General features: G+C 66.8%; 23 protein-coding genes. 7 read left to right on the forward strand and 16 right to left on the reverse strand.

What is annotated here, in order from left to right:
• Positions 1-160: 160 nt before the first annotated feature.
• The 7 genes from LDH66_RS11585 to thsA all read right to left on the reverse strand — a co-directional run bounded on the left by LDH66_RS11585 (position 161) and on the right by thsA (position 9,085).
• Positions 161-1,678 carry an RICIN domain-containing protein gene (locus LDH66_RS11585; protein WP_226481234.1) on the reverse strand — a complete coding sequence of 506 codons (1,518 nt, stop codon included), beginning with the start codon at positions 1,676-1,678 and terminating at the stop codon, positions 161-163.
• 150 nt (positions 1,679-1,828) lie between these two features.
• Entirely contained in the window at positions 1,829-2,977 is a 1,149-nt protein-coding gene (locus LDH66_RS22955; RefSeq protein ID WP_264182374.1) for an ABC transporter ATP-binding protein, read from the reverse strand.
• Between the two features lie 136 nt (positions 2,978-3,113).
• On the reverse strand, positions 3,114-4,028 hold the full coding sequence (locus LDH66_RS11600; RefSeq protein WP_226481235.1) for a carbohydrate ABC transporter permease: 915 nt from the start codon (positions 4,026-4,028) through the stop codon (positions 3,114-3,116).
• Between the two features lies 1 nt (position 4,029).
• Positions 4,030-4,935: a carbohydrate ABC transporter permease gene (locus LDH66_RS11605; RefSeq protein WP_226481236.1), complete on the reverse strand. Its 906-nt coding sequence runs from the start codon at positions 4,933-4,935 to the stop codon at positions 4,030-4,032.
• 28 nt (positions 4,936-4,963) lie between these two features.
• On the reverse strand, positions 4,964-6,298 hold the full coding sequence (locus LDH66_RS11610) for an extracellular solute-binding protein (protein WP_226481237.1): 1,335 nt from the start codon (positions 6,296-6,298) through the stop codon (positions 4,964-4,966).
• Between the two features lie 222 nt (positions 6,299-6,520).
• Positions 6,521-7,315 (reverse strand): inositol monophosphatase family protein, encoded by a 795-nt coding sequence (locus LDH66_RS11615; protein ID WP_226481238.1) that lies wholly within the window; start codon positions 7,313-7,315, stop codon positions 6,521-6,523.
• 225 nt (positions 7,316-7,540) lie between these two features.
• Positions 7,541-9,085 carry a thermosome subunit alpha gene (gene thsA / locus LDH66_RS11620; RefSeq protein ID WP_226482008.1) on the reverse strand — a complete coding sequence of 515 codons (1,545 nt, stop codon included), beginning with the start codon at positions 9,083-9,085 and terminating at the stop codon, positions 7,541-7,543.
• A 187-nt stretch (positions 9,086-9,272) separates the two neighbouring features.
• Here thsA and LDH66_RS11625 point away from each other — a divergent pair, with 187 nt between their 5' ends.
• Together LDH66_RS11625 and LDH66_RS11630 are read left to right on the forward strand one after the other, a co-directional pair.
• Entirely contained in the window at positions 9,273-10,106 is an 834-nt protein-coding gene (locus LDH66_RS11625; protein WP_226481239.1) for an amidohydrolase family protein, read from the forward strand.
• Positions 10,107-10,421: 315 nt separating this feature from the next.
• Entirely contained in the window at positions 10,422-11,783 is a 1,362-nt protein-coding gene (locus LDH66_RS11630; RefSeq protein WP_226481240.1) for a GntP family permease, read from the forward strand.
• Here LDH66_RS11630 and LDH66_RS11635 read toward each other — a convergent pair.
• Complete coding sequence (locus tag LDH66_RS11635; RefSeq protein WP_226481241.1) at positions 11,780-13,141, reverse strand: glycerate kinase type-2 family protein; 1,362 nt, start codon at positions 13,139-13,141, stop codon at positions 11,780-11,782. The two genes, LDH66_RS11630 and LDH66_RS11635, sit on opposite strands and share 4 nt — an antisense overlap.
• Before the next feature lie 291 nt (positions 13,142-13,432).
• On the opposite strand from LDH66_RS11635, the gene LDH66_RS11640 reads away from it, so the two are divergent.
• Entirely contained in the window at positions 13,433-13,882 is a 450-nt protein-coding gene (locus tag LDH66_RS11640) for a DUF5518 domain-containing protein (protein WP_226481242.1), read from the forward strand.
• Positions 13,883-13,946: 64 nt separating this feature from the next.
• Here LDH66_RS11640 and purH read toward each other — a convergent pair whose 3' ends face one another.
• Positions 13,947-15,584: a bifunctional phosphoribosylaminoimidazolecarboxamide formyltransferase/IMP cyclohydrolase gene (purH, locus tag LDH66_RS11645; protein WP_226481243.1), complete on the reverse strand. Its 1,638-nt coding sequence runs from the start codon at positions 15,582-15,584 to the stop codon at positions 13,947-13,949.
• Positions 15,585-15,760: 176 nt separating this feature from the next.
• Between purH and purB the strand changes: the two genes are divergently transcribed.
• The 3 genes from purB (at position 15,761) to LDH66_RS11660 (ending at position 18,138) form a co-directional block, all read left to right on the forward strand.
• Positions 15,761-17,146, forward strand: coding sequence for an adenylosuccinate lyase (gene purB / locus LDH66_RS11650; RefSeq protein ID WP_226481244.1), 1,386 nt, complete (start codon positions 15,761-15,763; stop codon positions 17,144-17,146).
• A gap of 153 nt (positions 17,147-17,299) precedes the next feature.
• Positions 17,300-17,722 (forward strand): EamA family transporter, encoded by a 423-nt coding sequence (locus tag LDH66_RS11655; RefSeq protein WP_226481245.1) that lies wholly within the window; start codon positions 17,300-17,302, stop codon positions 17,720-17,722.
• Positions 17,722-18,138, forward strand: a complete 417-nt coding sequence (locus LDH66_RS11660) for an EamA family transporter (protein WP_226481246.1) — start codon at positions 17,722-17,724, stop codon at positions 18,136-18,138. The genes LDH66_RS11655 and LDH66_RS11660 overlap by 1 nt, the downstream gene beginning before the upstream one ends.
• 21 nt (positions 18,139-18,159) lie before the next feature.
• Here the strand turns inward: LDH66_RS11660 and LDH66_RS11665 are convergent, their stop codons facing one another.
• Genes LDH66_RS11665 through lysA form a run of 4 tightly spaced genes read right to left on the reverse strand, consistent with a single transcriptional unit; the run spans position 18,160 to position 22,713 of the window.
• Positions 18,160-19,233, reverse strand: coding sequence for a DUF7972 family membrane protein (locus LDH66_RS11665; RefSeq protein ID WP_226481247.1), 1,074 nt, complete (start codon positions 19,231-19,233; stop codon positions 18,160-18,162).
• A 60-nt stretch (positions 19,234-19,293) separates the two neighbouring features.
• A complete protein-coding gene (locus LDH66_RS11670) occupies positions 19,294-20,460 on the reverse strand; it encodes a M20 family metallopeptidase (protein ID WP_226481248.1) in 1,167 nt (388 codons plus the stop codon).
• Entirely contained in the window at positions 20,457-21,287 is an 831-nt protein-coding gene (gene dapF / locus LDH66_RS11675) for a diaminopimelate epimerase (protein ID WP_226481249.1), read from the reverse strand. Before dapF ends, LDH66_RS11670 begins: the two co-directional genes overlap by 4 nt.
• A gap of 4 nt (positions 21,288-21,291) precedes the next feature.
• The gene (gene lysA / locus LDH66_RS11680) at positions 21,292-22,713 is read right to left on the reverse strand and encodes a diaminopimelate decarboxylase (protein ID WP_226481250.1); all 1,422 of its coding nucleotides are present in this window, start codon (positions 22,711-22,713) and stop codon (positions 21,292-21,294) included.
• 146 nt (positions 22,714-22,859) lie between these two features.
• Here lysA and LDH66_RS11685 point away from each other — a divergent pair, with 146 nt between their 5' ends.
• Entirely contained in the window at positions 22,860-23,612 is a 753-nt protein-coding gene (locus tag LDH66_RS11685; protein WP_226481251.1) for a DUF8127 domain-containing protein, read from the forward strand.
• 51 nt (positions 23,613-23,663) lie between these two features.
• Here the strand turns inward: LDH66_RS11685 and LDH66_RS11690 are convergent, their stop codons facing one another.
• Genes LDH66_RS11690 through dapA form a run of 3 tightly spaced genes read right to left on the reverse strand, consistent with a single transcriptional unit; the run spans position 23,664 to position 26,184 of the window.
• Positions 23,664-24,500, reverse strand: coding sequence for a 2,3,4,5-tetrahydropyridine-2,6-dicarboxylate N-succinyltransferase (locus LDH66_RS11690; RefSeq protein WP_226481252.1), 837 nt, complete (start codon positions 24,498-24,500; stop codon positions 23,664-23,666).
• Positions 24,497-25,264, reverse strand: coding sequence for a 4-hydroxy-tetrahydrodipicolinate reductase (gene dapB, locus LDH66_RS11695; protein WP_226481253.1), 768 nt, complete (start codon positions 25,262-25,264; stop codon positions 24,497-24,499). Before dapB ends, LDH66_RS11690 begins: the two co-directional genes overlap by 4 nt.
• A complete protein-coding gene (dapA, locus tag LDH66_RS11700) occupies positions 25,261-26,184 on the reverse strand; it encodes a 4-hydroxy-tetrahydrodipicolinate synthase (protein WP_226481254.1) in 924 nt (307 codons plus the stop codon). The genes dapB and dapA overlap by 4 nt, the downstream gene beginning before the upstream one ends.
• Positions 26,185-26,250 lie beyond the last annotated feature (66 nt).

The following is a 26,250-nucleotide window of genomic DNA, read 5'->3' on the forward strand; positions in this document are numbered from 1 at the left end:
AATACAATATGTTAACACATAACACTGTTGGCTGGCTGAGACGGTCGCGTCGCTCGGAGTCGTGAGTCGGGCACCGACCGTCGGTCCGTTCGGCACGCGGTCGCGTTTCGGGACCGCTATCGGTCCGTTCGCCGTCCATCCGCGGGGTACCGATCGCGGGTCAGCGAGTGTCTCGTTCGACGAGCTCCCACCGCTGGTTCGAGTCGCCCGTCCAGTGCCACTGGATGACGGCCTCGCTCGATCGGTCACCGTCGAGGACCCGGCCGCTGTTCGCGTTGATGAAACAGTACGGTCCGTCCTCGAGCGCGACGGCGTACCACCGCTGGCGGTCCGTCCCGCGCCACGACTGCTGGGTGACGGCTGCGCCGTCGTCGGTGCCGGCCCCTTCGACGCCGAGGACCTTGCCGCTGTGTGCCGCTTCGAGACGGTACGTGCCGTCGTCGTTCGATCGAATCGTGAACCGCTGGTGGCTGTCGCCGGTCCAGTCAGCTTCGACCGCGTCGGTCCCGTCGCTCTCGTCGGCGTTCGCGACTTCGATGACGTTCCCCGTCGCGACGGACCGTAGCGAGTAATCGCCGTCCTCGAGCGGCATACTGCCGTCCATCGGCCCGTGGAGTCCGTCGAGGCTCAATCGCCGGCAGAGCGAGACGATCTCGGAGGTCTCGTAGTAATCGACGCGGACGAGGTTCGGATTGCTATCGCGGTCCGCTCGGACGACCTGCTCGTACAGCGGGAGCATCGCGTTCGTCGTCTGGCCGCCCTCGTAGAGATCGGTCGGTGCGCGAATGATCCACTGCGTCTCGCCGAGCGTCGACGCGGTCGCGTGCTCGTTCGTGACGCCGCCCGCGAGGACGTCGCCCGGCGTCGACGTGTCGGGATAGAAACTCGAGACCCAGTCGGCGAACCGATCGGTGAACGAGGGCAGCGAGAGCGGACTGTCGTGGTCGTCGAGCGTTCGATGGAAGATCGCTATCCGCGGTCCGTCGTAGTCCGACGGCGTCGCCGCGAGCAGTTCGTCGGTGCTCGTCATCGATCCGAGATCGATCGCGTACTCGCCGAACTCCCGTCTGAGGAGGTCGGACAGCGCGGTCCAGTCGTCCGACTCGAACCCCTCGTCGCTGAAGGTACCGGCGTCCCGGAAGTGAGAGAGTTTGAGGAGGACGAGCTCCGACGCGCCGGCGTCGTCGACCTCGGCGAGATACCGCGAAATCTGGGGGAAGACCTCGCGATCCAGCGAGCGGCCCGTCCTGGAGGAGTGGTGGCCGTAAAATTCCGTCTCGTCGCCGTCTCCCTGTGATTCGACGCGGACGTCGAGGAACCGAATCCCGTCGCACAGTTGCGCGTAGACCTCCCTCGTCTGACAGTCCCAGTACTCCGGCGACTCCGGGTCCGTGTCGACCATCGCGGCGTGATGGGTCCCGGGGAAACTCAACTCGCGGATCGGCGTCTCCGGGACGGCGTCGCTTTGCCACGTCTTCGGATCGAAATCTGCCGCCGTCTCCGTCGCCGTCCGCGCGGTCGCTCGCTCAGTCATCGTCGTCGCTCCCAGCGTCGTTCCGGTGATCGCGAGGCCGATCGTCTGCAACGCGGCCCGTCGGTTCGGTGTCCGCCCGCCGGCCGTCGGCGTGCGGTCGTTCGCTGATTCCGTCGAGTCTCTCGGATCGCGTTTTCGTTCCATCTGTCTCGAGCGGATCGTCCGGTCGCCGGCACTTATCAGATTATATTGGTTTTCGGTAGCCGTGGATACGGCTCCGGAGTGGGGGTGTCGTTCCCGGTCGGAGTCAGCGGTCGGGAAGCCGAGGGGAACGACGATGTATCCCGGCAGTTCTCACTGGGCGTTTCTCGGGACCGGCGACGCGACGCGGCGGTCGACGCGCTGGATTCGGTCCCCGGTTTCGTCGTCGAAGACGAACGCGCGGTCGTCGACCCCCAACCACACGGAGTCCCCGCGCGTGACGTCGACGCTGATCGGAACGCGGACGGTCAGTTCTCGGTCGTCCAGTTCGGGGACCGCGACCGTCAGTAGCTGCTCGTCTCCCATCGGTTCCGTGACCGTGACGCGGGCGCGGGCCGTCCCGTCGGCCGGCGACTGGGACACGTCGAAGTACTGCGGACGGACGCCGAGAACGAACGGCTCGGTCCCGTCGACGGACGCGGGAACGCCGTCGTATCGGATCGAGAAGTCGTCGGACTCCTCGGTCCCATCGGCCCCGACGAGCCGCTGTGACCCGCCGGTCGCGCGGCGGACGCGGAGGAAATTCATGCTCGGGCTGCCGATAAAGCCCGCGACGAAGCGGTTTTCGGGGTCGTGATAGACCTCGTGCGGCGTCCCCACCTGCTGGACCTCGCCGTCGCACATGACGATCAGTTTGTCTCCGAGCGTCATCGCCTCCTCCTGATCGTGCGTGACGTACAGCGTCGTGACCCCGAGCTCGCGCTGCAGTTTCTTGATCTCGTTTCGCATCTCGACTTTCAGTTTCGCGTCGAGACTCGCCAGCGGTTCGTCCATCAGGAACACGCTGGGCCGCCGGACGATGGCGCGGCCGATGGCGACCCGCTGGCGCTGACCGCCGCTCAGTTCGTCCGTCGATCGCTCGAGCAGGTCGGCGATGCCGAGTGTTTCGGCGACATCTTCGACCCGTTCGCGGCGCGTCGTCTCTGCGACCCCTGCTACTTTGAGTGGGTAACCGATGTTTTCCGCGACGCCCATGTGCGGGTAGAGCGCGAGTTCCTGGAATACCATCGCGATGTCGCGGTTTTTCGGGTGGGTATCGGTCACGTCCGACCCGTCGACGAGAATCCGTCCGTCGGACGGGTCGGTGAGCCCCGCGAGGCTCCGGAGCGTCGTCGTCTTGCCGCACCCGCTCGGTCCGAGCAGGACCGCGAACTCGCCGTCTTCGATCGTGATATCGACGCCGTCGACGCCGATTTCGGTACCGTACCGCTTCGTCACGTCCTCGTAGCTTACGCGAACCATTGGTCTGATTGTCGTGTCGGTCGGTCGCTCGCTGCCTGTACCCCCGTCGCTCGAGTCGGTGCTCGACGCCGCTCCCGACGAGTATGTGCGGAACCCGTCGCCGAACCGGTCCCGTTCGGCGGCCGTCTCGGCTTCATTACTGGACCGCCCCCATAGTGAACCCGCGAAGGAGCTTCTCGCGGACGAGGAACGCGAACGCCAGTACCGGTGCCATCGCGATCGTCCCCGCGACGGTCAACAGCTCCCACTGGATCGTGTAGGCCGTTTTGAACGTCGCGAGCGCGACCGGGAGGGTCTGGGCTCGCGTGTTGCTCGTCAGAATGACTGCGAACAACAGCTCGTTCCAGGCGTTGATGATCGTGAAGATCGTGGCCGCGAGCAGGCCGGGACGGACCATCGGGAGCACGATCTTGAAGAACGCACCGATCTCGGTGTGTCCGTCGAGGACGGCGGCTTCGATGATACAATCGGGTAATTCCGCGAAGAACCCTTTCAGCATCCACACGACGAACGGGATGTTGAACGCCGCGTACGCCAACGTGAGACCGAGTTGCGTGTTGAGCAGGCCGACGTTGTCGAAGATCACGTACAGCGGAATCACCGTCACGATCGGCGGCAGGAATCGGGTCGCCAACACCAGAAACGGGAGATGGAATCGCCCGAGATCGTACGGATACTCGTACTTCACGAAGCCGTACGTCGCCGCCGTCCCGAAGAGGACGGCGAGCGCGGTCGATCCGATCGTGATCACCACGCTGTTGAGCAGGTACTCGTAGAACGCCGGTCGCTGCACGAACAGTTCCGAATAGTTCTCGAGCGTCAGCGCGGTCGAGAGCCACTGCGGCGGCGTGGCCAGTAGCTCCCGCCGCGTCCGGAGCGAGCCCGAGACCATCCAGTAGACCGGGAAGACGGTCCAGACGACGAACACCAGCGCGACGACGTGTGCCAGGCCGGGCACGAGGCCGTACTCGTCGAGTCGATCGTACCACCGTTCCGTCCGGTCGAGCAGCGCCCGACCGAGTCCGCGGCCGGGCAGTGATGTCGTTGCCATCTCAGAACTTCACCTCCGAAACCTTCGCGAACGTGTACGTGATCAGGAGAGCGATCGCCAACAGCAGCAACGCCATCGTCGACGCTCGCCCGTAGTTCCCGTAGCGAAACGCCTCCCGATACAGCGCCATGCTCACGACGTCCGTCGAGCCCGCCGGCCCACCGCGCGTCAGCACGAACACCTTGGCGAACACGCGCATCGTCCCGATGACGCGGAGGATCACGACGAGAACGACGAGTTCCCTGATGTAGGGGAGCGTCACGTCGAGCAGTCGCCGGACGCGACCGGCCCCGTCCATCATCGCCGCTTCCCGGACGTGATCCGGGACCGACTGGAGACCGGCGAGGACGATCAGCGTCACCAGCGGCGTCATCTGCCAGACGTCCGGAATCACGATCGCCCAGAGCGCGATCGACGGCGAACTCAGCCACGGCACCGGCCCGCCGGTGATCGGCTGCACGAGGGAATCTAACACTCCGCCGTTCCGGTAGAGGAGTTGCCACAGCAGCGCGACGACGGTCGGCGAGATGACCAGCGGCACGAGTCCGATCGTCTGGACGAGTCCCCGGAACCGGACGCGACTGTTCAACACGAACGCGATCCCGATACCGAGCAGGACCTCCAGCGAGACGGCGACGATCATGAACTTCGCGGTCACCCACAGCGAGTCCCAGAACGCCCCCTGCGTCAGGATCGCGACGTAGTTGTCGATCCCGACGAACTCCCGCCCCGTCCCGTCGAACTGATACGCCGAGAGCGCGACGGCGCGACCGATCGGATAGAGGAAAAACGCGGCGAGCAGCCCGAGCGCCGGCAGGGTCAGGAACCACCGCAGGTTGTCCTCGAGCCACAGCAGGATGTCTTCGGCGCGGTCCGCCATCGCATCGGAAACGTGTCGTTGGGCCATAGCGTGGTGAAAGCGGCGTCGACCGCAGTCAGGCGTAGTAGTCGTTCTCCTCGAGGATCGACTCGATCCGCGTTTTCGACTCGGCCATCGCGTCGTCGACCGACTGTTCGCCGACGAGCGCCGCGTTCAGTCGCTGGCCCTGTGCGACGTCGATCTCGTTCCAGAGCGGCGTCCGCGGCCGCGGCTTCGCGTTCTGGAGGCTCCCGTACAGCGCCTCGAACCACGGCTGCTCGTCGATGTTGTCCTGGAACGTGTCGTGGCGGAAGGGCACGCCCCCGAGGTCGACGTACCGCTCCTGTGCCTCCTTCGAGACGAACGACCGGAGCACGTCGGCCGCGGCCTCCTTTTTGTCGTCGCTGGTGTACTCGTTGATTCCGAGCAGCCAGTTCCCCTGGACCGGTGCCGCCCGTTCGTCTCCCTCCGGAACCGGCATGAACGTGATATCGTCGTACGCCGAGGCTTTGTCCTCGTTCAGCAAGAGCGAGGTGCCCGAGGGCCACTGGGGCGCGGCGGCGACGCTCCCGTCCGCGAGCCCCGAGAGGACCTCGTTGTTGTCGAAGGAGGCGACGCCGTCCGGGCAGATCGATCCCAGGTCCTCGAGGAAGAACGACGCCGCGTCCAGGCCGCTCTCGTCGGCCCAGTCGTAGCGCCAGTTCTCGTCGAACATGTCGCCGGCCATGCTCATGCCGACGCTGAAATACGACGACGTGATCGGGTTCCCGCTCTGTCCGCGCATGGCGTAGCCGTCGGCACCGTCGACTTGCCGCGAGATCTTTCGCCCCGCACGGTAGACATCGTCCCACGTTTCGGGGAGGTCCTCGCCGACCGCGTCGTACAGGCGCTCGTTGACGACGAAGATGTGGGCGTTGCCGACCGCACACAGCGCCTTGAGCTCGGGGTCCTCGTCCCGCGCGGTTGGCGGGGTCGCTTCGTCGGGGGTCGGCCACGTTCCGATGTCGAGCGTCTGGTCGATGAGCTGGTCGGTCGGCAGGTCATCGACGTGGTCTCGAATCGGCGCGAGGTGCTGTGCGAGCTGTGGCATCCACGGGTCGTCGATCTCGACGATGTCGTAGGTCGCGTTCTCGCTCTGGAACATCGTCGTCAGCTTCTCGAAGAGGTTCGCGTTCGGGAGCACCGTCGTCTCGACCGTGACCCCGACCTCGGGTTCGATGTGGTCCTTAAGGAGTCGATCGATGAGTTCGCCGTCGCCGCTGGACACTGCGAGGGAAAGCGTTTCACTGTCTCCGGCGCTCCCGATGCAGCCCGCGACGGACGCCACCCCGGCACCCCCGGCCGTCGCGATGAACGCTCGCCGCGTCGGACGATCGGTTCGACCCTGCCCCGTCTCGCTGTCGGATGTCATCAGGGAGTGAAACTCGGATTACCCGAAAAAGCGCTTATAATATTCTCGTATATAGCCAAATATATCTACGGAGTACGGGACTTAAACCCGCTCTCGCCCGAGACTTGCCAGCGACAGACCCGTTGCAGTCGGCGAGCGGACTCGAGACGACGCGGTTCGGAACCCGGCGACTCGAGCGCTCGACTCCGGGTCGGCACCGTCGCGGACCGTTCGGCGGCCGATTCACCGATACGGTTCCGGAACGGTTCCGGAGGAGACCAGCGTCACGAGGTCCTGATGGAGGTATTCGTTCGACGCGAGAATCATCTCGCTGTTATCGCCGTCGAGAGCCTTGATCCGAGTGACTTCGCCGCCCGCCTCTTCGACGATCAAGACGCCGGCGGCGGTGTCCCAGACGGAGAGCATTCGCTCGAAGAACGCGTCGAACTGTCCCGCCGCGACCATCGAGAGCTCGCCCGCCGCCGAGCCGAAGCGTCTGACGCCCTGCGTTACGTCGAGGAGCGATCGGAACTGCTCGAAGTCCTGCGCCTGCATCGACGCGGGGTCGAACCCGGTCACGATGAGCGCCTCGGACAGGTCAGTCGTCGCCGACAGCGACAGCGGCTGCCCGTTCGCGTAGGCCCCGCCGTTTTCGATCGCCGTGTACATCGTCTCGGTCGGAACGTGATAGACGACACCGACGTCGGCAGCGCTGACGCCCTCGAACGCGATCGAGATCGAATAGTGGGGGACTCCGTTGAGGAAGTTCGTCGTCCCGTCGATGGGGTCGATGACCCAGCGCGGTTTCGTCGTGAACTCGGGCGATCGCTCCTCGGAGACGATATTGTGATCCGGGAACTGCTTCCGGAGTTCGTCCAAGATGGCTTGCTCCGCGAGACGGTCGGCCGCCGTCACGATGTCCCCGTTCGTCTTGTGCCGAAACTCCGCCGGCGAGTCCGGAAACGATCGAAGCGCCTCGCTCGCTCGTCTGGCCGCACGGACGGCGGTCCCCAGTTGCGGATACTCCGTTCGATCCATGCATCGGCTGTCTGATCTCTCCTCAAATTGCGTTGCTATGACCTCTCCCGAGACCTCGATAGCGGTCCCAACCAGGGGTGTCTTTTATCGACGAGTCGAGCCGCTGCCGAAACGGGCCACTGGCTGTCGAGGCGGATCACTGCTATCGGGACGGACCACTGCTGCCGAAACGGATCACTCCCGTCTGACGACCGCTCGAAAACGGCGAAAAAACTGTCAGCGACGTTATTCGGCGGCGATGACGTCGTCGATACGGGCGATCATCGTGGCGGCTTCGGTCGCGCTCTCGACGGCCTCGCGCTTGACGTCGGCAGGGTCGACGACGCCGTACTCGAAGGGATCGTCGATCGTGACCTCGTCGCCCTTGGTGATCAGGCCGGCCCGACCCTCGGAGTCGTGGGCGGCACGAAGGTCCACGAGCACGTCGATGGGATCGCGGCCGGTGTTAGCTGCGAGCGTTCGGGGGACGATGTCAACCGCGTCGGCGAAGGCCGTCACGGCGAGCTGCTTGCGGCCCTCGATACCGGCGGCTTCCTCGCGGATCTTGTCCGCGATCGCGATCTCGGTCGCACCGGCACCGGGGACGACTTCGCCGGACTCCAGCGCCGTCGCGACGACGTCGAGCGCGTCACCGATGGCGCGCTCGAGTTCGTCGACGATGTGTTCGGTGCCGCCGCGGACGAAGACGGTGACCGTCTCGGCCGCCGCGCCGCCCTCGACGAACGCGAGGTCGTCGTCGCCATAGGTCTCGGTGTGGATACGGTCGGCCGAGCCGAAGTCGGACTCCTCGAGGTCGTCGAGGTCGCCGACGCGGCGTGCGCCGGTCGCGGAGGCGACCTGTCGGGCGTCGCTGTCGCCCAGGCCTTCGAAGACGAGGACGCCCTCGTTGGCGAGCGCGTTGGCGACGCGGTCGGCGACGTCTTCGGTCGTGAAGACGACGTCGGCACCGCTCTCGGCGACGGTCTCGGCGTAGCCCTCGAGTTCGCCTTCCTCGGCGTCGATGGCGGCGTTGAGCTGGTCGATCGAGTCGATGGCGTACTCAGCGTCGATGTCGCCGGTTTGGACGCCGAGTTCGACGTCCAGAATGGCGATCGACGCGTCCTCGACCTCGCTCGGCATGCCGTCGTGGGCGGGCTCCTCGTCGACGATGATCCCGGGGACGAGTTCGGTCGCGTTCGACGAGGCACCGATCTGGGTGTGGACGGTGACGTTATCGCGTGCGACGCCCGCGTCGGTATCGACGTGGCGGATCGCATCGACGACGGTCTCGGCCAGCGACGCGGCGGTGAGCCCGCCGGTTCCCTTGCCGGTCATGCTCGACTCGGCGACCTGTCGCAGGATTTCGTCGTCGACGTCGGCCTCGTTGACCTGCTCGTCGATCGCCTCGAGGGCGATCTCGCTGGCTTCGTGGTAGCCTTCGACGATCGTCGTCGCGTGGACGTCCTGCTCGATGAGGTCCTCGGCCTCGCCCAGCAGGTTGCCGGCGAGTACCGCTGCCGTGGTCGTTCCGTCACCGACTTCCTCTTCCTGGGAGTCGGCGACTTCGACGATCATCTGTGCCGCGGGATGCTCGATGTCCATCTCGTTCAGGATGGTCGCGCCGTCGTTGGTGATGACGACGTCCCCGCCGGAGTCGACGAGCATCTTGTCCATACCGCGGGGTCCGAGCGTCGTGCGTACCGACTCGGCCACGGCCTTGCCGGCCATGATGTTGGACGACTGCGCGTCGCGACCCTGCGTTCGCTGACTATCCTCGCTCATAATGAACATGGGCTGCCCACCCATGCGTCGCTGTTGTGCCATCGTTGATCCTCACTAACCATGTCGTCAGCACTTCTATATAACTCTTTCCCTCCAACCGCCGCTCCGTCTTGCGATTGCGCATGTGAACAGCCGCCACGGCGGCGGGCGTCGGAGCCGGTAGGGCGATATGGGTCGACCAGAAACACCCCGGGAGATGCTGGAGCTGGAACACGGGTTCCGCGTTGTCGACGTTTCGACGCGGTTGCCGCCGACCGACGGCGGCGGGGACAATCGGGACCGAGCGATGACGGCGGAACGGCTCGAGCGGGAGATGCATCAGGCGGGGATCACGAGGTCGATCGTCTGTCCGCCGGCGCTGGCGGAGACGAGCTATCTCGCGCCGAACAACGGCGTCGCCAGGCGCAGCGTCGATCGGCCGTTCGTCGCCTTCGCTCGGATCAACGGCACCGAGACGCCGGGCCGGAACGCGACGGGGCGACTCCGCAACGCGGTGAGCAGCCGCGAGGACCACCACACCTCCCCCGGCGACATCGAGAAGTACGCGTACGACGACCGCTTTCACGGGTTCGTCCTCGATCCCGCCGTCGACGACTACCCCGACGACGACGTCCTCGCGGCCCTCGACGACGTCGGCCTGCCGGTGATCGTTCGCGGCGGCGTCGACGCACCGCCCGCGACGCTCGCGGACGTGCTCCTCGAGCGCTCGTTCCCCGTCGTCGTCGGTCGCTTCGGCGGCCACCCGCTGAATCGGCCGCTCATGAACGAGATGATCGACCTGCTCGACGAGTACGACGACTGCTACCTCGAGACGAGTTTCGTCCGGTATCGCGAGCTACTCGAGCGGGCGCTCATGGAACATCCCGACCGCGTCTTCTTCGGCAGCGGCGCGCCCGCCTGTCACCCCAACGTCGCGGTCATGGAGATCCTCACCCTCGACGTCTCGGAGGACCTGCTTCGACGCGCCTTCTCGAAGAACGCGTGCCGCGTGATCGAGGCGCTCGCGCCCGAGGTAGACCACTGGAACTGAAATCGTACGGGTCTGACCGCCAGTTCGCGGGCTCCTTCGGCGATCGGACCGACGTCTCGCCGTCGAACCGGTCCACTGGTATCGAACGGCAGGGACCGCGACGGACCGGTTCGAGCGCCGGGACTCGAGACTCGATACCGGCAACCGATGGTGGAACGGGTCGTGACAATAATTAGTATAGTTCTGTAGATATTAACTTGATATCTCAATTCCTACGTTTCGAGCGCTATCTTTACCGATATCTCGTACATCTAATACCAAGAAATTCCGTTATATCGCAACATTCATCATATTTCATGATTGGGTGCCGATTGCATGCTCGAAGGATTCCCACTGGTACTGTTGCTCGCCGCGGCGGTGGCGTTTATCATCCTCGCCACGGCGAAGTTGGATCTACACGCGTTTCTCGCATTACTCCTCGCCGCCTATCTGACCGGTCTCGCTGCGGGGCTCGACCCGGCGGAGGTCGCCTCGCTGGTGACCGACGGGTTCGGCGGTATCCTCGGCTATATCGGGATCGTCATCATCGCCGGTACCGTCATCGGCACCTGCCTCGAGCGGTCGGGTGCGGCGATCGTCATCGCGGAGACGATCCTCGATTACGTCGGCGAAGAGTACACGACCCAGGTGATGGCTATCACGGGGAGTTTCGTCTCCATTCCGGTGTTCTGTGACTCCGGGTTCGTCATCCTCTCGGGACTGAACCGGTCGCTCGCCCAGCGGTCGGGGCTCTCCCTGTCGACGCTCGGTGTGGCGCTCGCCGGCGGACTCTACGTCACGCACGTTTTCGTTCCACCGACGCCCGGCCCGATCGCGGCCGCGGGAATCATCGGCGCTGACATCGGTCTCGTCATGCTCGCCGGAATCATCGTCAGCGCCCCCATCGTCCTCGTCGCCGCGACGTGGGCCGACAAGGTGGCCTCGAACTACCACATCGATCCGGACCCGGAGATGACGATCGACGAGATCAAAGCCGAGTACGGGACGATGCCCTCGCGTGCCGCGTCGTTCGCACCGCTGCTCGTCCCGATCGCGCTCATCGCGCTCGGATCGATCGCCGCCTACCCGGAAGCGGAGAATCCGGAACTCATCACCGGGACGCTCCAGCGCTGGCTCCTGTTCCTCGGTGACCCCGCCGTCGCGCTGCTCATCGGAGCGTTCATCGCCTTCGCGATCGTCCCCGATTTCGACAGCAGCGTCACGGACGACTGGGTCTCCGACGGGATCAAAAACGCCGCCGTCATCCTCGCCGTGACCGGTGCCGGCGGCGCGTTCGGCGAAGTCCTCTCGGCGCTCCCGCTCGAGAACTTCATTACCGACACGCTGGGCGGTCTCGGCATCGGGCTGTTCGCCGCGTTCGTCGTCGCCGCGGCGATGAAGTCGGCGCTCGGCTCCTCGACGGTCGCGATCCTGACCACGGCCAGCCTCGTCGCGCCGCTGCTCGGCTCGCTCGGCCTGAACACCGAGATCGGCCAGGTGTTTACCGTCCTCGCGATCGGTGCCGGCAGCATGACCGTCAGCCACGCGAACGACTCCTACTTCTGGATCATCACGGAGTTCTCCGACATGGAGACGGGGACGGCCTACCAGGCCTGGACGCTCGCGACACTGGTGCTCGGCGTCTCGAGTATCATCTGGATCGCCGTCCTCCGAAACGTCGCGGGGATGGTCTTCTAACGGACGACCAGCACCCGCAGGTCGTTCAGATTCGTCCCCGTCGGCCCCGTGAAAAGCAGGCCGTCCCGGGACTCGAGATACGGATAGACGTCGTTTTCCGCGAGGGCCTCGCGCGCCGCGTCGGGGTCGGCGACGGTCGTCCCGTCGACCAGTGCGCCGGCCGCGTCGGTCGCGCCGTCGATACCGTCGGTGTCGACCGCGGCGACCGTGATTCCGCCGGTGCTTCCGCTCTCGGCCCCGTTCTCGTCTCCGCCACCGCCTTCGATCTCGAGCGCCGCGCTCGTCGCGAACTCCTGGTTCGGTCCGCCCGTCCCGTCGCCCCGGACCGTCACCGTCGTCTCGCCGCCGGAGAGGATGACGGCCGGCGGCGAGACCGGCGTCCCGGTGGCTCGAGCCTCTTCCGCGATCGCGACGTGGATCGCGGCCGCGTCGCGGGCCTCGCCGCGAACGCGCGAGGAGAGCACGAGCGGTTCGTAACCCCGTTCGGCCGCCGCATCGCTGGCCGCCTCGAGCACGGTCATCCCGTCGGCGATAACGTGATTCGAGACGCTCTCGAACACTGCGTCGTCGAGTCCGGGCGTCTCGTCGATCTCGCCGGCCGCGCCGCGCTCGAGGCGGTCGGCGACGGCGTCCGACGCGTCGATCCCGTATCGCTCGAGCACCGCGAGCGCGTCATCGAACGTCGACGCGTCGGGCGCGACGGGGCCGCTCGCGATCACGCTCAGGTCGTTTCCGACGACGTCGCTCAAGATCAGCGAGACGACCGTCGCGGGCGCGGTGCGGCGCGCCAGTCGGCCGCCCTTCAGCACCGAGAGGTGTTTGCGGACCGCGTTGATCTCGTGGATGTCGGCCCCGCTCGCGAGCAGGGCGTCGGTGGTCGACTGGAGATCGGCGAGGGAGACGTCGCCCGCAGGCGCGGGCATGAGCGCGCTGCCGCCGCCGGTGATCGCCGCCAGCACGAGCGTGTCCTCGGTAGCCGAATCCGCCGCCTCGAGGACGGCGCGCGCCCCGTCGACGCCGCGCTCGCTCGGCACCGGATGGTCGCCCTCGCGGACCGTCACGCGCTCCGTTTCGACGGGGTCGTCCGTGACGACGACGCCGCCGTCGATTCGGTCGCCCAGCACGTCCTCGAGCGCGGTCGCGACGTGTGCCGCGGCGTTGCCGCCGCCGATGACGACGATCTCGTCGTACTCGGAGAGATTAAACGTCGCGTCCGCGACGCGGAGGGTGTCGTCCTCGAGCGTCACGGCGTCGCGGACGACGGTACGGGGGTGGCCCGCTTCGATGCCGGCCTCGAGACAGTCGAGGGCGACCGCGCGGGCCTCGCTCGAGGCGAGACGGTCGCGATCCTCGATCATATGCGATCACCTGCGGAAGGCCCCGCTAACGCTCCGGAATAGCCACCAGTGGCCGGTATCAATCCCGAAGCCTTGGTTTCGAACGGTTTCAGATCCTGTATCACCGGTGTGTACGAAACCGCGACTCGATCGACAAGACCCGTCGTTCTCATAGACGGGTTGTATTTCGGGAACCGCTAAAATTAGCGGGTTCCGACCGCGACCCAGTCGGCACACTTACTGAAGCGGCCAGTTTTCGTTGCGAGCCCGAAATGTATATCTATTGTCTTTATACTGCCTTCTACATAATAGATGACTGTGACCCGCAACCTGTCCCTCCGAGCGCTGTTCGAAGACGACGCGTGGCGGATAGCGGTCATCGGCGGGTGTCTCGCGTTGCCGTTCACGACTGCCACCTACGTGCAAACGGGCGACAATATCGGTTTGGAAGCGGTGTTTTACGGCGGTCTCCTCGCCGGTTACCTCTACGAGTCGGGGCCGACCGACCGCTCTCGAGTCGCGACTCGAGTCGGACTCATCGGCGCACTGCCGATGCTGTGGCTGTGCTTCGATACCATGGTCATCATCGGCACTGAGACTGCCTCACCACTGCCGTTTCTCGCGGTGGCCGCTATATTTATGGTGCTGTTCACCGCGTTGGGCTTCTGGCTATCCGTCGTGGTCGCGATGCTCGGCGCGTGGGTCGGCGACTGGATACGCGGGACGGTCGGGCGGATTCGACTTCCGATGATCTCTCACTGAGTGGTTCTCTCACCTCGAGAATCTGGACAAAAAAGCCGCTCACTCCCGTGGATCGTTCGCGGTCCTAATCGTGCCGGAAGCTCCGCTGACCGGTAAACGCCATCGCCATGTCGTGCTCGTCCGCGGCCTCGATCACGTCCTCGTCGTTGACCGAACCACCGGGCTGGATCACCGCCTCGATGCCCGCTTCGGCGGCCTCCTCGATGCCGTCCGGGAACGGGAAGAACGCGTCCGAAGCCATGACGGCGCCCTCGGCGTCTTTCCCTTCGGCGTGCTCGTCGGCCTTCATCGCTGCGAGGCGAACCGCGTCGACGCGGGAGACCTGTCCCATCCCGATGCCGACCGTCTCGGTGCCGTCCGCGAAGAGGATCCCGTTCGACTTGACGTGCTTGAGCGTCTGCCACGCGAAGACCATCGTCTCGAGTTCGTCCTCCGTGGGCTCGCGCTCGGTAACGATCTCGAGGTCGTCGGCCGAAATCGACTGCAGGTCCCGCTCTTGGACCAGTCGTCCGCCGACGAGCGGTTTCTCGGTGAAGCGCTCCGTCCGCTCACCCAACTCGCCCACGTCCAGCACGCGCAGGTTGTCCTTCTCGAAGAGGATCTCGAGTGCGTCCTCGGTGTAGCCGGGCGCGACGACGACCTCTTTGAACGAGTCGATGACCTGTTCGGCGGTCTCGGCGTCGCACTCGCGGTTGAGGGCGACGATGCCGCCGAAGGCGCTCATCGGGTCCGTCGAGAGGGCCTTCTCGTAGGCCTCGGCGAGCGAGTCGGCGGTCGCACAGCCCGCGGGATTGGTGTGTTTGATGACCGCCGCGGCGGGCTCGTCGAACTCCTTGATCAGGTTGAGCGCGCCGTCGGCGTCGTTGTAGTTGTTGTAGGACAGCGCCTTCGCGCCCTCGTTCAGCTGATCGGCGTGGACGACGCTGGCCTCGTCGCAGGTGTAGTCGGTGTAGACCGCGGCGTCCTGATGGGGGTTTTCCCCGTAACGAAGCGTGTCCGCGCGGTCGTCGGAGACGAGTCTGCGGGCGGGCAGGCCGTCGTGATCGTCTCCCTCGGCGGTCGCGACGTCGGCATCGACGGTGACTTCCTCCGTCTCGAGATCAACGTTGACCGAGCCCTCGGCGAACCACTTCACGGCGCGCGGGTACGCGCGGAACTCGCACTCGTAGAGGACCCGCTCTTTCAGCGTCTCCTCGTCGTCGCCCTCGTAGACGGGGATCGGTTCCTGCGTGACGATCGGGCCGCCGTCGACCTCGCTCTCGACGACCGCGCCGTCCTCGTCGGTCGCGTCCGTGACGACGTGGACCGTACAGCCCGTCACCGAGACGCCCGCCTCGAGCGCGTCGCCCCAGGCGTCCATTCCGGGGAACGCGGGCAGCAGTGCGGGGTGGACGTTCAGCGTGGTCGGGGCCTCGTCGAGGAAGGTGTCGGAGAGGATCCGCATGTAGCCGTCCAGACAGACGAGGTCGAACTCGTAGTCGGCCAGGGCCTCGAGCACGGCCTCCTCGTGCTCGCTGCGGCTCATCTCGTCCTCGAGCGGGACGACTTCGGTCGGGATCCCGCGCTCGGCGGCGGCCTCGAGCACCGGCGCGTCCGCGTCGGTCGTCAGGACGACGGCGAACTCGGCTCCGCCCGGTTCGCGGTCGGCGATGTTCAACAGGTTGCGCCCTCGGTTGCCGGCCATCCCGGCGATTCGCGTCATGGTCGGACTCCCGCCCGCGAACGGCAAAGTGGTTGCGGTCTCGGCGGACGAGATATCCACGTTCGTGGATCAATATGGCGGTATTCGCGTCGAAATTCGGAGAGGTATGCACGCTCGTGGCGTCGCGCGGCCCGGGTTTCGATACGCTTTTGCACCGCGCTGGACAGGCTCGAACCATGACCGAGACCGACGCCCTGTACGCCGTCTCGCCGCTGGACGGCCGGTACGACGGCCGGACCGCACCGCTGTCGCCGTACGCGAGCGAGGCCGCGCTCATGCGCGCTCGCGTCCGCGTCGAAGTCGAGTACCTCGTCGCGCTGGCCGAACTCGAGGCGACGCCGCTGGAACTCGACCTCGACGAGCGCAACCACCTGCGAGGGCTCTACCAGCACTTCGCGGAAGAGGACGCCGAGCTGATCAAGAAACTCGAGACGGAGGGCCACGCCGAGTTCGAGGCGACGAACCACGACGTCAAGGCCGTCGAGTACTTCGTCCGTCACCGGCTGCCCGAGGGTAGCGACGCCTCGCCCTGGATCCACTTCGGGCTGACGAGCGAGGACGTGAACAACCTCGCCCACCGGCTTCTCGTCCGCGACGCGGTCGACGAGGTGCTCCTGCCGGCACTGTACGACGTGCGAGAAACCCTCGCGGACATGGCTCGCGAGTACCGGGCCCTTCCGATGCTCGCGCGCACTCACGGCCAGCCCGCGACGCCGACCACCTTCGGCAAGGAGATGGCCGTCTACGCCGCGCGGCTGGGTCGAGCGACCGGCCGCATCCGGCAGGCGACCGACGAACTCCGGGGCAAACTCGGCGGCGCGTCGGGCACCTACGCGGCCCACGTCGCCGCCTACCCCGACGTCGACTGGCAGGCCTTCGCGCGGGAGTTCGTCACGGGCTTGGGCCTCGAGTTCGAGCCGCTGACGACGCAGGTCAACCCGTGTGACGACCTCGCGGCGCTGTTCGACGCCGTTCGCGGGGCCAACACCGTCCTGCTCGATCTGGACCTGGACATGTGGCTCTACGTCTCCGACCGCTATCTCGGACAGGAGGCCGTCGAGGGCGAGACGGGCTCGTCGACGATGCCCCACAAGGTCAACCCGATCGACTTCGAGAACAGCGAGGGGAACCTCTCGAAGGCGAACTCGGATCTCACCTTCCTCGCGGACTACGTCACTACCTCCCGGCTCCAGCGCGACCTCTCGGACTCGACGGTCAAGCGCAACATCGGCGGCGCCTTCGCCCACTGCCTGATCGCCTACGGGAAGACCGCGTCGGGACTGTCGAAGGTCGTCCCCAACGAACAGGTCATGCGCGAGGACCTCGCGGACACGCCCGAGATCATCGGCGAGGCCGTCCAGACGATCCTCCGCCGCGAGGGCCAAGAAGACGCCTACGAGCGCGTCAAGGCCGTCACCCGCGGCAAGGACGTCACCCTCGCGGACTTCCGCGAGATGTTCGACGACCTCGAGATCGACGAGGACGTGCGCGAGGAACTCCACGCGCTGACCCCGGCGGACTACACCGGCGTCGCGAGCGAACTGGTCGACGACCTCGAGTAGCTCACGACCGACCGTTCCTGTCGTTCGACTGCCGCCCGCTCCGCTATCCACCTGTCGACCGCTTCCCCGACCGCCATCCGATTTCCGGGAGCCCGCTCCGGCTCTCGGTTCCGAGACCGTGACTGTATTAATCGGCCTGTGCCGAGAGTCGATATGGAGTATCTCGTGTGGGTGCTCGTCGCCCTCGTGGCCTACGGCCTAATGGCACCGCTGACGAGCGTCGTGACGTCGGACGTGCCGCCCGCGGTCGCGCTCTTCCTCTCGACGACGATCTTTCTCTGCCTGACGACGATCGTCCTCGTCGCGACGGGGGCCAGCGACCCCACCGACGTGGTGACGCCGTCCGCCGGACTCGTCTACGTCGCCGGCCTGTTCCTGTCGTCCGGCATTCTCGCGTACTATCAGGCCCTCGAGCGCGGACCGGTGAGCGTCGTCGTGCCGATCTACGGCCTCTTCATCGTCGGGAGTTCGATCATCGGGATCGCGTTCCTCGGCGAGGAGTTGACGACGACTCGCGCCGCCGGGATCGTCGTCGCGGCGGCCGCGATCTATCTCGCCGCCGGAGGTGAGGAGTGATGCGGCGGTATCTCGGTCTCTCGATCGTCGCCTGTCTGACCTACAGCCTCGTCGCGCCATTACTCTCGATCGCGATGACCGACCTCCCCAGTACCCTGGCAGTCTTCCTCTCGAATTCCGTCATGTTCGTGACCATCGGGCTGGTGATCCGCTATCGCGGGCTGTCAGTGCGGCCGTACCTCAGTCATCCGCGAACGCCCCACATCGCCGCGATGGGCGTGTTGCTGACCGTCGGGCTGCTGACCTACTATCGAGCGCTCGCGCTCGGCCCGGTGAGCATCGTCGTGCCGATCTACGGCCTCTTTATCGTCATCAGTTCGCTGGTCGGCATCATCGCCTTCGACGAGACCGTCACCGCTCGCAAGGTCGCCGCCATCGCGCTGAGCGTGCTGGCGATCGCGCTGATGTCGGTGTGACCGCTCTGGATTCGCCGATCGTCACCGCTCCTTCGCCCGAACCTCGCTCGGATCCTCGTGGCGGACCGGCTCCAGTTGCTCCGTTTCCCGGAGGATGAACGGCCCGATGGCGAGGGTCCGCTTCATGACCGTGAGGACGCGGAGGAGATACGCGAGCAACACGGCGAACGGGGAGAGCGTGAGGACGTACAGCGCACTGACGACGAGGTAGGCGGTGCTGATGCCGGCCACCGACCCCGTGACCTGCGCGGCGTCGAACTCGAGCATCATGTAGCCCGCGATCGCCAGTGCCGGCATCGCGCCGTAGAGGACGCCGCGAGAGATGTTGATGATCTCCCACTGGACGTAGAGGGTCTTGAAGTGTTCCCGCGCCGGGCCGAAGAACCGCAACGACTCGATCAGATCCTCCAGGGCCGCGTCGGCCTCGGCCGACAGCGACTCGGCGTGCTTGTCGCGAAGCGTTCGCGCGGTGAATATCTTCCACGAGTAGTTGTAGTTCAGGACTGGCAGCAGCGTCTCGAAGGAGCCGAAGTCCGCGTCCGTCAGGTCGTCGCTGACGGTCTGACTGTGGTCGATGAGACCGTCGGTGAACGCGGCGATCTCCTCGAGTCGCTCCGGGCGATCGCCCTCGGCAATGATATCGTTGAGGCTCCGCGCACGCGTCTCGGCCGTTTCGACCAGCGTCTGGAGGAATCGAGCGGGTTCGACCGGGCTCACACCGATGTTCGCGGCGTCTTCGACCTGTTCGCGGAACTCGGTCTCGTTCGTCATCCGCTCGCGCTGTTCCCCGAGCGGGCCGATCTCCCCGGCGAGGACGAACTGCGAGATCGACAGGACGAGCGTCACGCTCGTCACGATGGCGATCACCATCGAGCCGAACAGCGACGTGATGCTGCTGGTGGCAGTGAGCTGTCGCGGTTCGGTGGGGCCGAACACGTGAAAGACGAGGAGCAGCGCGTACGTGACCGCGAGAATGACGCCGGTGACGAGCCAGCGGTTCGCGCTGATCAGGAACCAGACCTTCACGCGGGTCTCGCCGACGCGTTCGCGCATCGTGTCGGCCGGCCGTGTGACGGCGTCCGAGTCGCTACCCATGGATCCCGTTGTACACCGACCCGTCGGTTAAATCGTCTGCTACCGACAATCGGAACGGCGTTACGCGACCAGTTCGCTCAACGTCGCCTCGAGCGCCCGCGCCGCTTCGCGGACGGCGTCGACGCGCACGTACTCCCGAGGCGCGTGCGCGACGGCTCCCTCGTCGTCGGCGAGCACGCCGGGGCCGAAGACGACCGTCGGGGCGTCGGCCGCGAAGTAAGAGGCCTCCGTCGCCGCGGTGAACGGACGCACCTCGCCGCCGGCCGCAGCCGCGAGGATATCGACGACCGGTGCGTCGGGGTCGGTCTCCCACGCCTCGAGGAACGGCGTCGGCCGATCGGTAAAGCGGAACTCGAGGCCGACGCCGTCGGGTACGGCGGCCCGCAGGTGGGCGGTCAGCGCCTCGCGGAACTCCTCGGCCGTCTCCGGCGGGACGCTCCGCCGGTCGACCGTCAGCGCGCAGTCGGCGGGCACCTGATTCGTGGCCTCGCCGCCCTCGACGACGGTCGGCGTCAGCGTCGCCGCCCCGAGTTGGGGGTGGGCCGGCGGCGCATCCGCGCGGTCCCCGAAGGTTCGGATCGCCTCGAGCGCCTGCTCGAGGGCGGCGACGGCGTTGGTCCCCGTTTCGGGTTCGGCGGCGTGAGCGTTCGCTCCCGAGAGATGGATCGTCCCCTGGAATCGCCCCTTCGCGGCCGTACAGACGTCGAGATCGGTCGGTTCGCCGACGATCACCGCGTCGGCGTCCCGCGTGGGCGACTCGTCGCCTGAGACGAGCGCGTCGGCCCCCGTCGAGAGCACTTCCTCGTCGGGCGTGATCGCGAGCGTGACGCGGCCGTCGGTCGGCTCGGTCGCGAAGAACGCCGAGAGCAGGGCCGCGAGCGGTCCCTTCGCGTCACAGGAGCCGCGACCGCGGACGACGGGGCCCCCCTCTGCCTCGGGGGCGTCCGCGTCGCGCTCGTAGGGAACGTGCGGCGAGACCGTGTCGATGTGGGTGTTCAAAACGACGTGCGTCTCGGCCTCGCTCTTCGTGACGCCGCGACTCGCCAGGACGTTCCCGGCGTCGTCGACGTGAGGCTCGATCCCGCGATCCGCGAGCGTCTCGCAGAGGAACTCCCGCATCGGTCCGACATCCTCGTGGGAAGGGAACTGGACGGCGGTCTCGAGGAAGGCGATGGGATCGAACGCGCCGTCGCGCTCGGCTTCGTCGGCGGACCCGGCCCCCGTCACAGTTCGACTGGGGAGTGGACGGCCACTTCGCCGTCGAACTCGTGTTCGACGGGGCCGGCGAGCGTCGGCCGGCCGCGATCGTTGAAGCTCACTCGGAGGTCGCCGCCCGGCGGGCTGACGTCGACCGGGTCGGCGTCGGTGAGGCCGAGGCGACGCGCCGCGACGGCGATGGCGACCGCGCCGGTGCCACAGGAGTCGGTCTCGCCCTCGACGCCGCGCTCGTAGGTGCGCTGGCGGAAGCCGCCAGAGCCGTCGGGACTCGCCAGACAGACGTTCGTTCCCTTGGGGAAGGCGTCGGCGTAGCGAACCGGCGGCGCGACCGCCTCGAGGTCGACGTCGTCGACGTCGTCGACGAAGCTCACGGCGTGGGGAACGCCGGTGTTGACGACCGAGACTTCGAGGCCCTCGATCTCCTCGCGGAGGACCGGTTCGTCGGCTGCGACCGGGACCGCCGCGGGGTCGAACGTGAGGTCGGTCATCTCGATGACGACGTCCTCGCCGTCGCGGTCGGCGCGCAGCGTGCCCGCCTGCGTGTCGATCATCACGCTCTCGGTGCCCGTTCGATCCATCGCCCACTCGGCGGCGCAGCGAGCGCCGTTGCCGCACATGGGTGCCGTCGCGCCGTCGGGCTGGAACAGCGTCATCACGACGCGTGGCGGATTGAACGTCTCCTCGAGCGCGAGAAAGAGGATCCCGTCGGCACCGACGCCGTCGGTCCGATCGCACTCGCGCTCGGCGAGTGCGCCCCGATCGGGGACGTGTTCGTCCGCGTGGATAATTAGAAAGTCGTTGCCGGTACCGTGGTACTTCTGGAATGGGATACTCATCGTGCTATCGTACGCGTCCGTTGTCGGTGTCGCTCGCTCGGTCGTGGTCGTTCTTTCGGTCTGCGTTCGAAGCGCTCCGCGCTTCGCGTTCGACCCGCGTCACGTCGTCGACGGTCTCGCGGCGGCGAGCGAGCCGGACATCGCCGTCCTCGAGGACGATCGATGCGGGTCGGGGTCTGGTGTTATACTGGTTTGCCATCTCGTAGCCGTAGGCCCCCGCGTTGCCGATTGCGAGGATGTCCCCACGTTCGCTTACTGGTAGTTCTCGCTCAGCACAGAAAACGTCGCCGCTCTCGCAGATCGGGCCGGCCACCGTCTGCGGAACCGTCTCGCGCCCGTCGGCGTGCTCGATGCGATCGCTCGAGGCGACCTCCTCCGCGTCGGCCGTCAGGTTCCGAATCGGATGGTACGCGTCGTACATCGCCGGCCGGATCAGGGTCGTCATCCCCGCGTCGACGCCGGCGACGGTCGTCTCGCGGGCGTCCTTGACCGTATTCACCTCGGTGAGGAGCACGCCCGCGTCCGCGACGAAGTAGCGGCCGGGTTCGATCGTCAGTTCGGCGTCGATCTCGCCGAGCGCGTCCCGCGTGGCCTCCGCGACCGACTCGAGGTCCAGCGGGGCCTCGTCCTCGCGGTACGGCACGCCGAAGCCGCCGCCGACGTCGACGAACTCGAGGCTTCCCACCGCCTCGCTCGCCTCACGAGTCGCTTCGCTCCCCGTTCGGCTATCCGAGGCGCGTAGCGCCTCGTTCACCTCCCGAGCGAGATCTCCCACCCGCGCGACGAACTCCCGGTGGGCGTCGAGCTGATCGTTCGAGACGCCGGAGCCGACGTGAGCGTGAACCCCGACGACGTCGAAGCCGCGGTCGGCGGCGTCGGCGAGCACGTCGACCGCGCGCTCCGCCGGGACGCCGAACTTCGCGGCGGCGCCCGTCCGCACTTTCTCGTGGTGGCCGGCACCGATGCCGGGGTTGACCCGCAGACAGAGCCGCCCGTCGTAGCCGCGGTCGGCGAGGCGGTCGATCGTGTCCTCGGAGCCGGCGGTGACCGTCAGCTCCGGGTGGTCTTTCCAGACGTCGACGATCCAGTCGAGGTCGCCCGCGGGCGGGTTGACCGCCGTGTAGTGAATTTCGGACCCGGACGCGCCCGCCTCGAGCGCCCGTTGCACTTCCCCGGCGGAGGCGCACTCGAGGCCAGCGCCGGCCTCGCGGAGCGCCGAGAGCACGTCGCCCAGCGCGTTCGCCTTCACCGCGTAGAGGATGTCGGCGTCGGGGAAGGCGGCCTCGAGCCGCCGGTAGTTCTGTCGGACGCGCTCGAGGTCGAGGACGTACAGCGGCGAGCCGTACTCCCCGGCGAGTCCCTGCAGTTCGGCCGCGTCCCAGTCGGAGAGGCGGCGAACGGGCAACGAATCCGCGGCGTCAGTCATTGTCATGTCCAAGTGACCGTGAGAATTCAAGGTTTGGATTCCGGGCCACCGTCTCACTCCGCGATCTGACGGTCCGCCCAGATATCATACACTACCTCCTGGTTAGATAATAAATATTATCTCGCTGCTCTCGGGACATTCGCCCGATGCCCTCCCCCTCGATCCGTCGCGATGTCGGTCTCGCTCTCCTCGCGCTCGGGTTGCTCGCTGCGCCGCTGTGGGTGCTCCCGTTGCACTTGGACGATCCGACCTATCGGTACGAGCGAACGGCGGTGACGGCCGACAACGGCAGCATCGACTATGCCGACAGCGACATGGTATCGCACGAAACGCCGCTTCGCGACGAGATCGCCTGTACGGACGGGATACCCTGGGAGGTCCGACCGTGTGCGTTCGAGCGATCACTGCTCGAGAATCGGACCGTCCCGACGGACATCTACTACGGGAGTTCCGGTCGCGTACGGCCGCCGGTCTACGACCGATACCAGTACATCCTCCTCAACGGGACCGTCTACGAGACGATCTACATCGCGAACGAGTCGGCCCTACGGAGCGATGGCTACCGCATCGATCTGGCGCTCGAGCGGACGACGCTCGAGCAGGTGCTACAGGAGGTGAGTCGCCCCATGACGGCCGAGGAGGTGTCGCCGACCGTCGCCGAGGCCGCACGGAGCGGCGACGCCCGATCCCACCGCGAGGTCGAGAGTCCCGATACGCTGCTCCGACTCGAGGACGGGACGTTCCAGTACGTTACGTTGACCGAGGAGAGCGACCCGTCTCTGGCGGCACGCCGTCTCGATTTCCTGTTGACGTATCTCGCGCCGCTGCTCGGGCTTTCGCTGCTCGGGTATCTCTCTCGGCGCGTCGAGGTGACCTACGTCGGGGACGAGCGCCGCTAAGCCGATGTCAGAGACCCGACTCGTCCCGGAGAAAACCGGCAGCTGACGACGTTACTCGCGAAGCGCGTCTTCGCGTTCGGTCGCCTCGAGCGTCTCCGTCTCGAGATCCGTCGCGACGACGGCGGGCTTGTAGGCCCCGCCCTCGAAGAGGTCGTGGTCGCTGATCGAGGACTCGACGAAGCGGGTGAAGGCGCGTCGGTCGGCGGGCAGTTCGCCGTAGAGGACCTCCTCCTCGACGAGGTCGTAGACGGGGATGCGCGGCGTCAGGAGCGTGTTCTCGCCGACGACGCTGTTCTCGCCAACGACGAAGCCGCTGGTGACCCGGCAGCCAGCGCCGAGCGAGACGTTGTCCTCGACGATGACCGGCGCGTCCTCGACCGGCTCGAGCACGCCGCCGATGAGCGTGTTCGCGCCGAGCTTGACGTTGTCGCCGATCTGGGCGCACGAGCCCACCGTATCGCAGGAGTCGACGAGCGTGCCGTCGCCGACGCGAGCGCCGATGTTGACGAACGCGGGGCTCATCAGGATGCAGTCAGAGCCGATGTTCGCGCCGCGGCGGACGACCGTGCCGTCCGGCGTGTTGCGGCTCCCGCGGTCGCCGTACTCGCTCGAGTCCGCGAGCGGCAGGACGTCGTTGTACGTGGTGCCGCCGTGTTCGTACTGGCCGATCGAGCGGAGGCCGAAGTTGAGCAGGATGCCCTGCTTGACCCACTCGTTGGCCTCCCACTCGCCGCCGGACTTCTCGGCGGCGCGGACCTCGCCCGCCTCGAGCGCGTCGAGGAAGGCGTCGAGGGTCGCGTACGCGTCCTCGCCGGCGGTCTCGGCGCTGATATCGTCGGTCTGTTTGCGCTCCCACAGCTCGTCGATTTCGGTTTCGAGTGCGCTCATTCGCTGATCACGTCCGAAAAGTCGTACCACCCCGCCTTCTGTCCGGCGATCCAGACCGCCGCGTCGACCGCGCCCGCGGCGAAGACGCCGCGATCCTCGGCACGGTGCGTGAGCCGAACCTCCTCGTGATTGCCCGCGAGGAGGATCTCGTGTTCGCCGGTGATCTCCCCCGCGCGCAGCGCGTGAACGCCGATCTCGGCCTCTTCCCGGGGGGACTCGCCCTCGCGGCCGTGCGTGCGCTCGCCGAAGTCGCCGTTGGCTTCGATCTCCTCGAGCAGCCGGTTCGCGGTGCCGCTCGGCGCGTCGCGCTTGCCGTTGTGGTGGGTCTCGACGAGTTCCACGTCGTAGCCCTGCAGGTTCCGGACCGCCTCGCCGACGACGTTGACGAGCGCCTGAACGCCGCGCGCGAAGTTCGGCGCGTGGAGGACGGCGATGTCCTCGCTGGCCGCCTCGAGCGCCTCGTACTGGTCGTCGTCGAAGCCGGTCGTTCCGGTGACGAACGCGACGTCGGCGTCGACGCACGCCTCGACGTAGTCGACGGCCGACTCCGGCCCGGTGAAGTCGATCACGGCGGTCGGCTCGCGGTCGGCGACCAGCGAGTCGAACTCGGCTGCGGACTCGATCTCGACGCCGTCGACGGTCCCGCCGTCGGGATCGCGGTTGACGGCGAAGACGACCTCGCAGTCCTCGCGGGCCGTCGCCGCGGCGATCACTTCCCGGCCCATGCGGCCGGTCGCGCCGGTGACGCCGATCCGCGCCGTCATCGATCGCCCTCCGCGTCGGCGACCGCCGCCGAGTCGCGCTCGAGGTCGGACAGCACCGCCTCGAGGTCCTCGCGGTACTCGTCGGCCAGTCGGGTGAGCGGGGAGCGCATCCGAGCGGGGCCGTAGCCGCGGATCTGCATGGCCTCCTTGACCGGGATCGGGTTGGTCTCGACGAAGAGTCCGCGGAACAGCTGCCCGAGTTCGTGGTGAAGGTCCCGTGCGCGCTCGTAGTCGCCGTCGAGCGCCGCGCCGACCATCGCACAGGTCCGCTCGGGTTCGATGTTCGCTGCGACGCTGATGGTCCCGGTCCCGCCGACCGAGATGGTCGGGAGGGTGAGCGCGTCGTCGCCCGAGAGGACCGCGAACTCCTCGTCGGTCGTCCGTTCGGCGATTTCGCCGATCTGACCCAGATCGCCGCTCGCGGCCTTGAACCCCGCGATGTTGTCGTGCCGTGCCAGCTCGACGGCGGTGTCGGGATCGATGTTCCGACCCGTCCGCGAGGGGACGTTGTAGACGATCTGTGGCAGGTCGACGGCGTCCGCGATCGTTCGATAGTGCTCGACCAGCCCGCGCTGCTCGGGCTTGTTGTAGTACGGCGAGATGAGCAACAGGCCGTCCGCACCCGCGTCGGCGGCGCGCTCGGACAGTTCGAGCGCCTCTCGCGTGTTGTTCGAGCCGGTGCCCGCGATGACGGGCACGTCGTCGACGGCATCGATGACCGCCTCGACGACCTGGACGTGCTCGTCGTGGGTCAGCGTCGCCGACTCGCCGGTCGAGCCGACGGGGACGAGCCCGTCGACGCCCGCGGCCTCGAGGCGCTGGGCGTCGGTCCGCAGTGTTTCGAAGTCGATTCGCTCCTCGTCGTCGAAGGGCGTACACATCGCCGGGAAGACGCCCGAAAGGTCGATAGGTGAACTCATGTGTCGGATACGGTGTCGTTGGGTCGTGTGTTCGTCCCCAATCGGTAGGGTGTATCGGTTCCGATC

The sequence above is a fragment of the Natrinema amylolyticum genome (assembly GCF_020515625.1).
GTDB lineage: Archaea > Halobacteriota > Halobacteria > Halobacteriales > Natrialbaceae > Natrinema > Natrinema amylolyticum.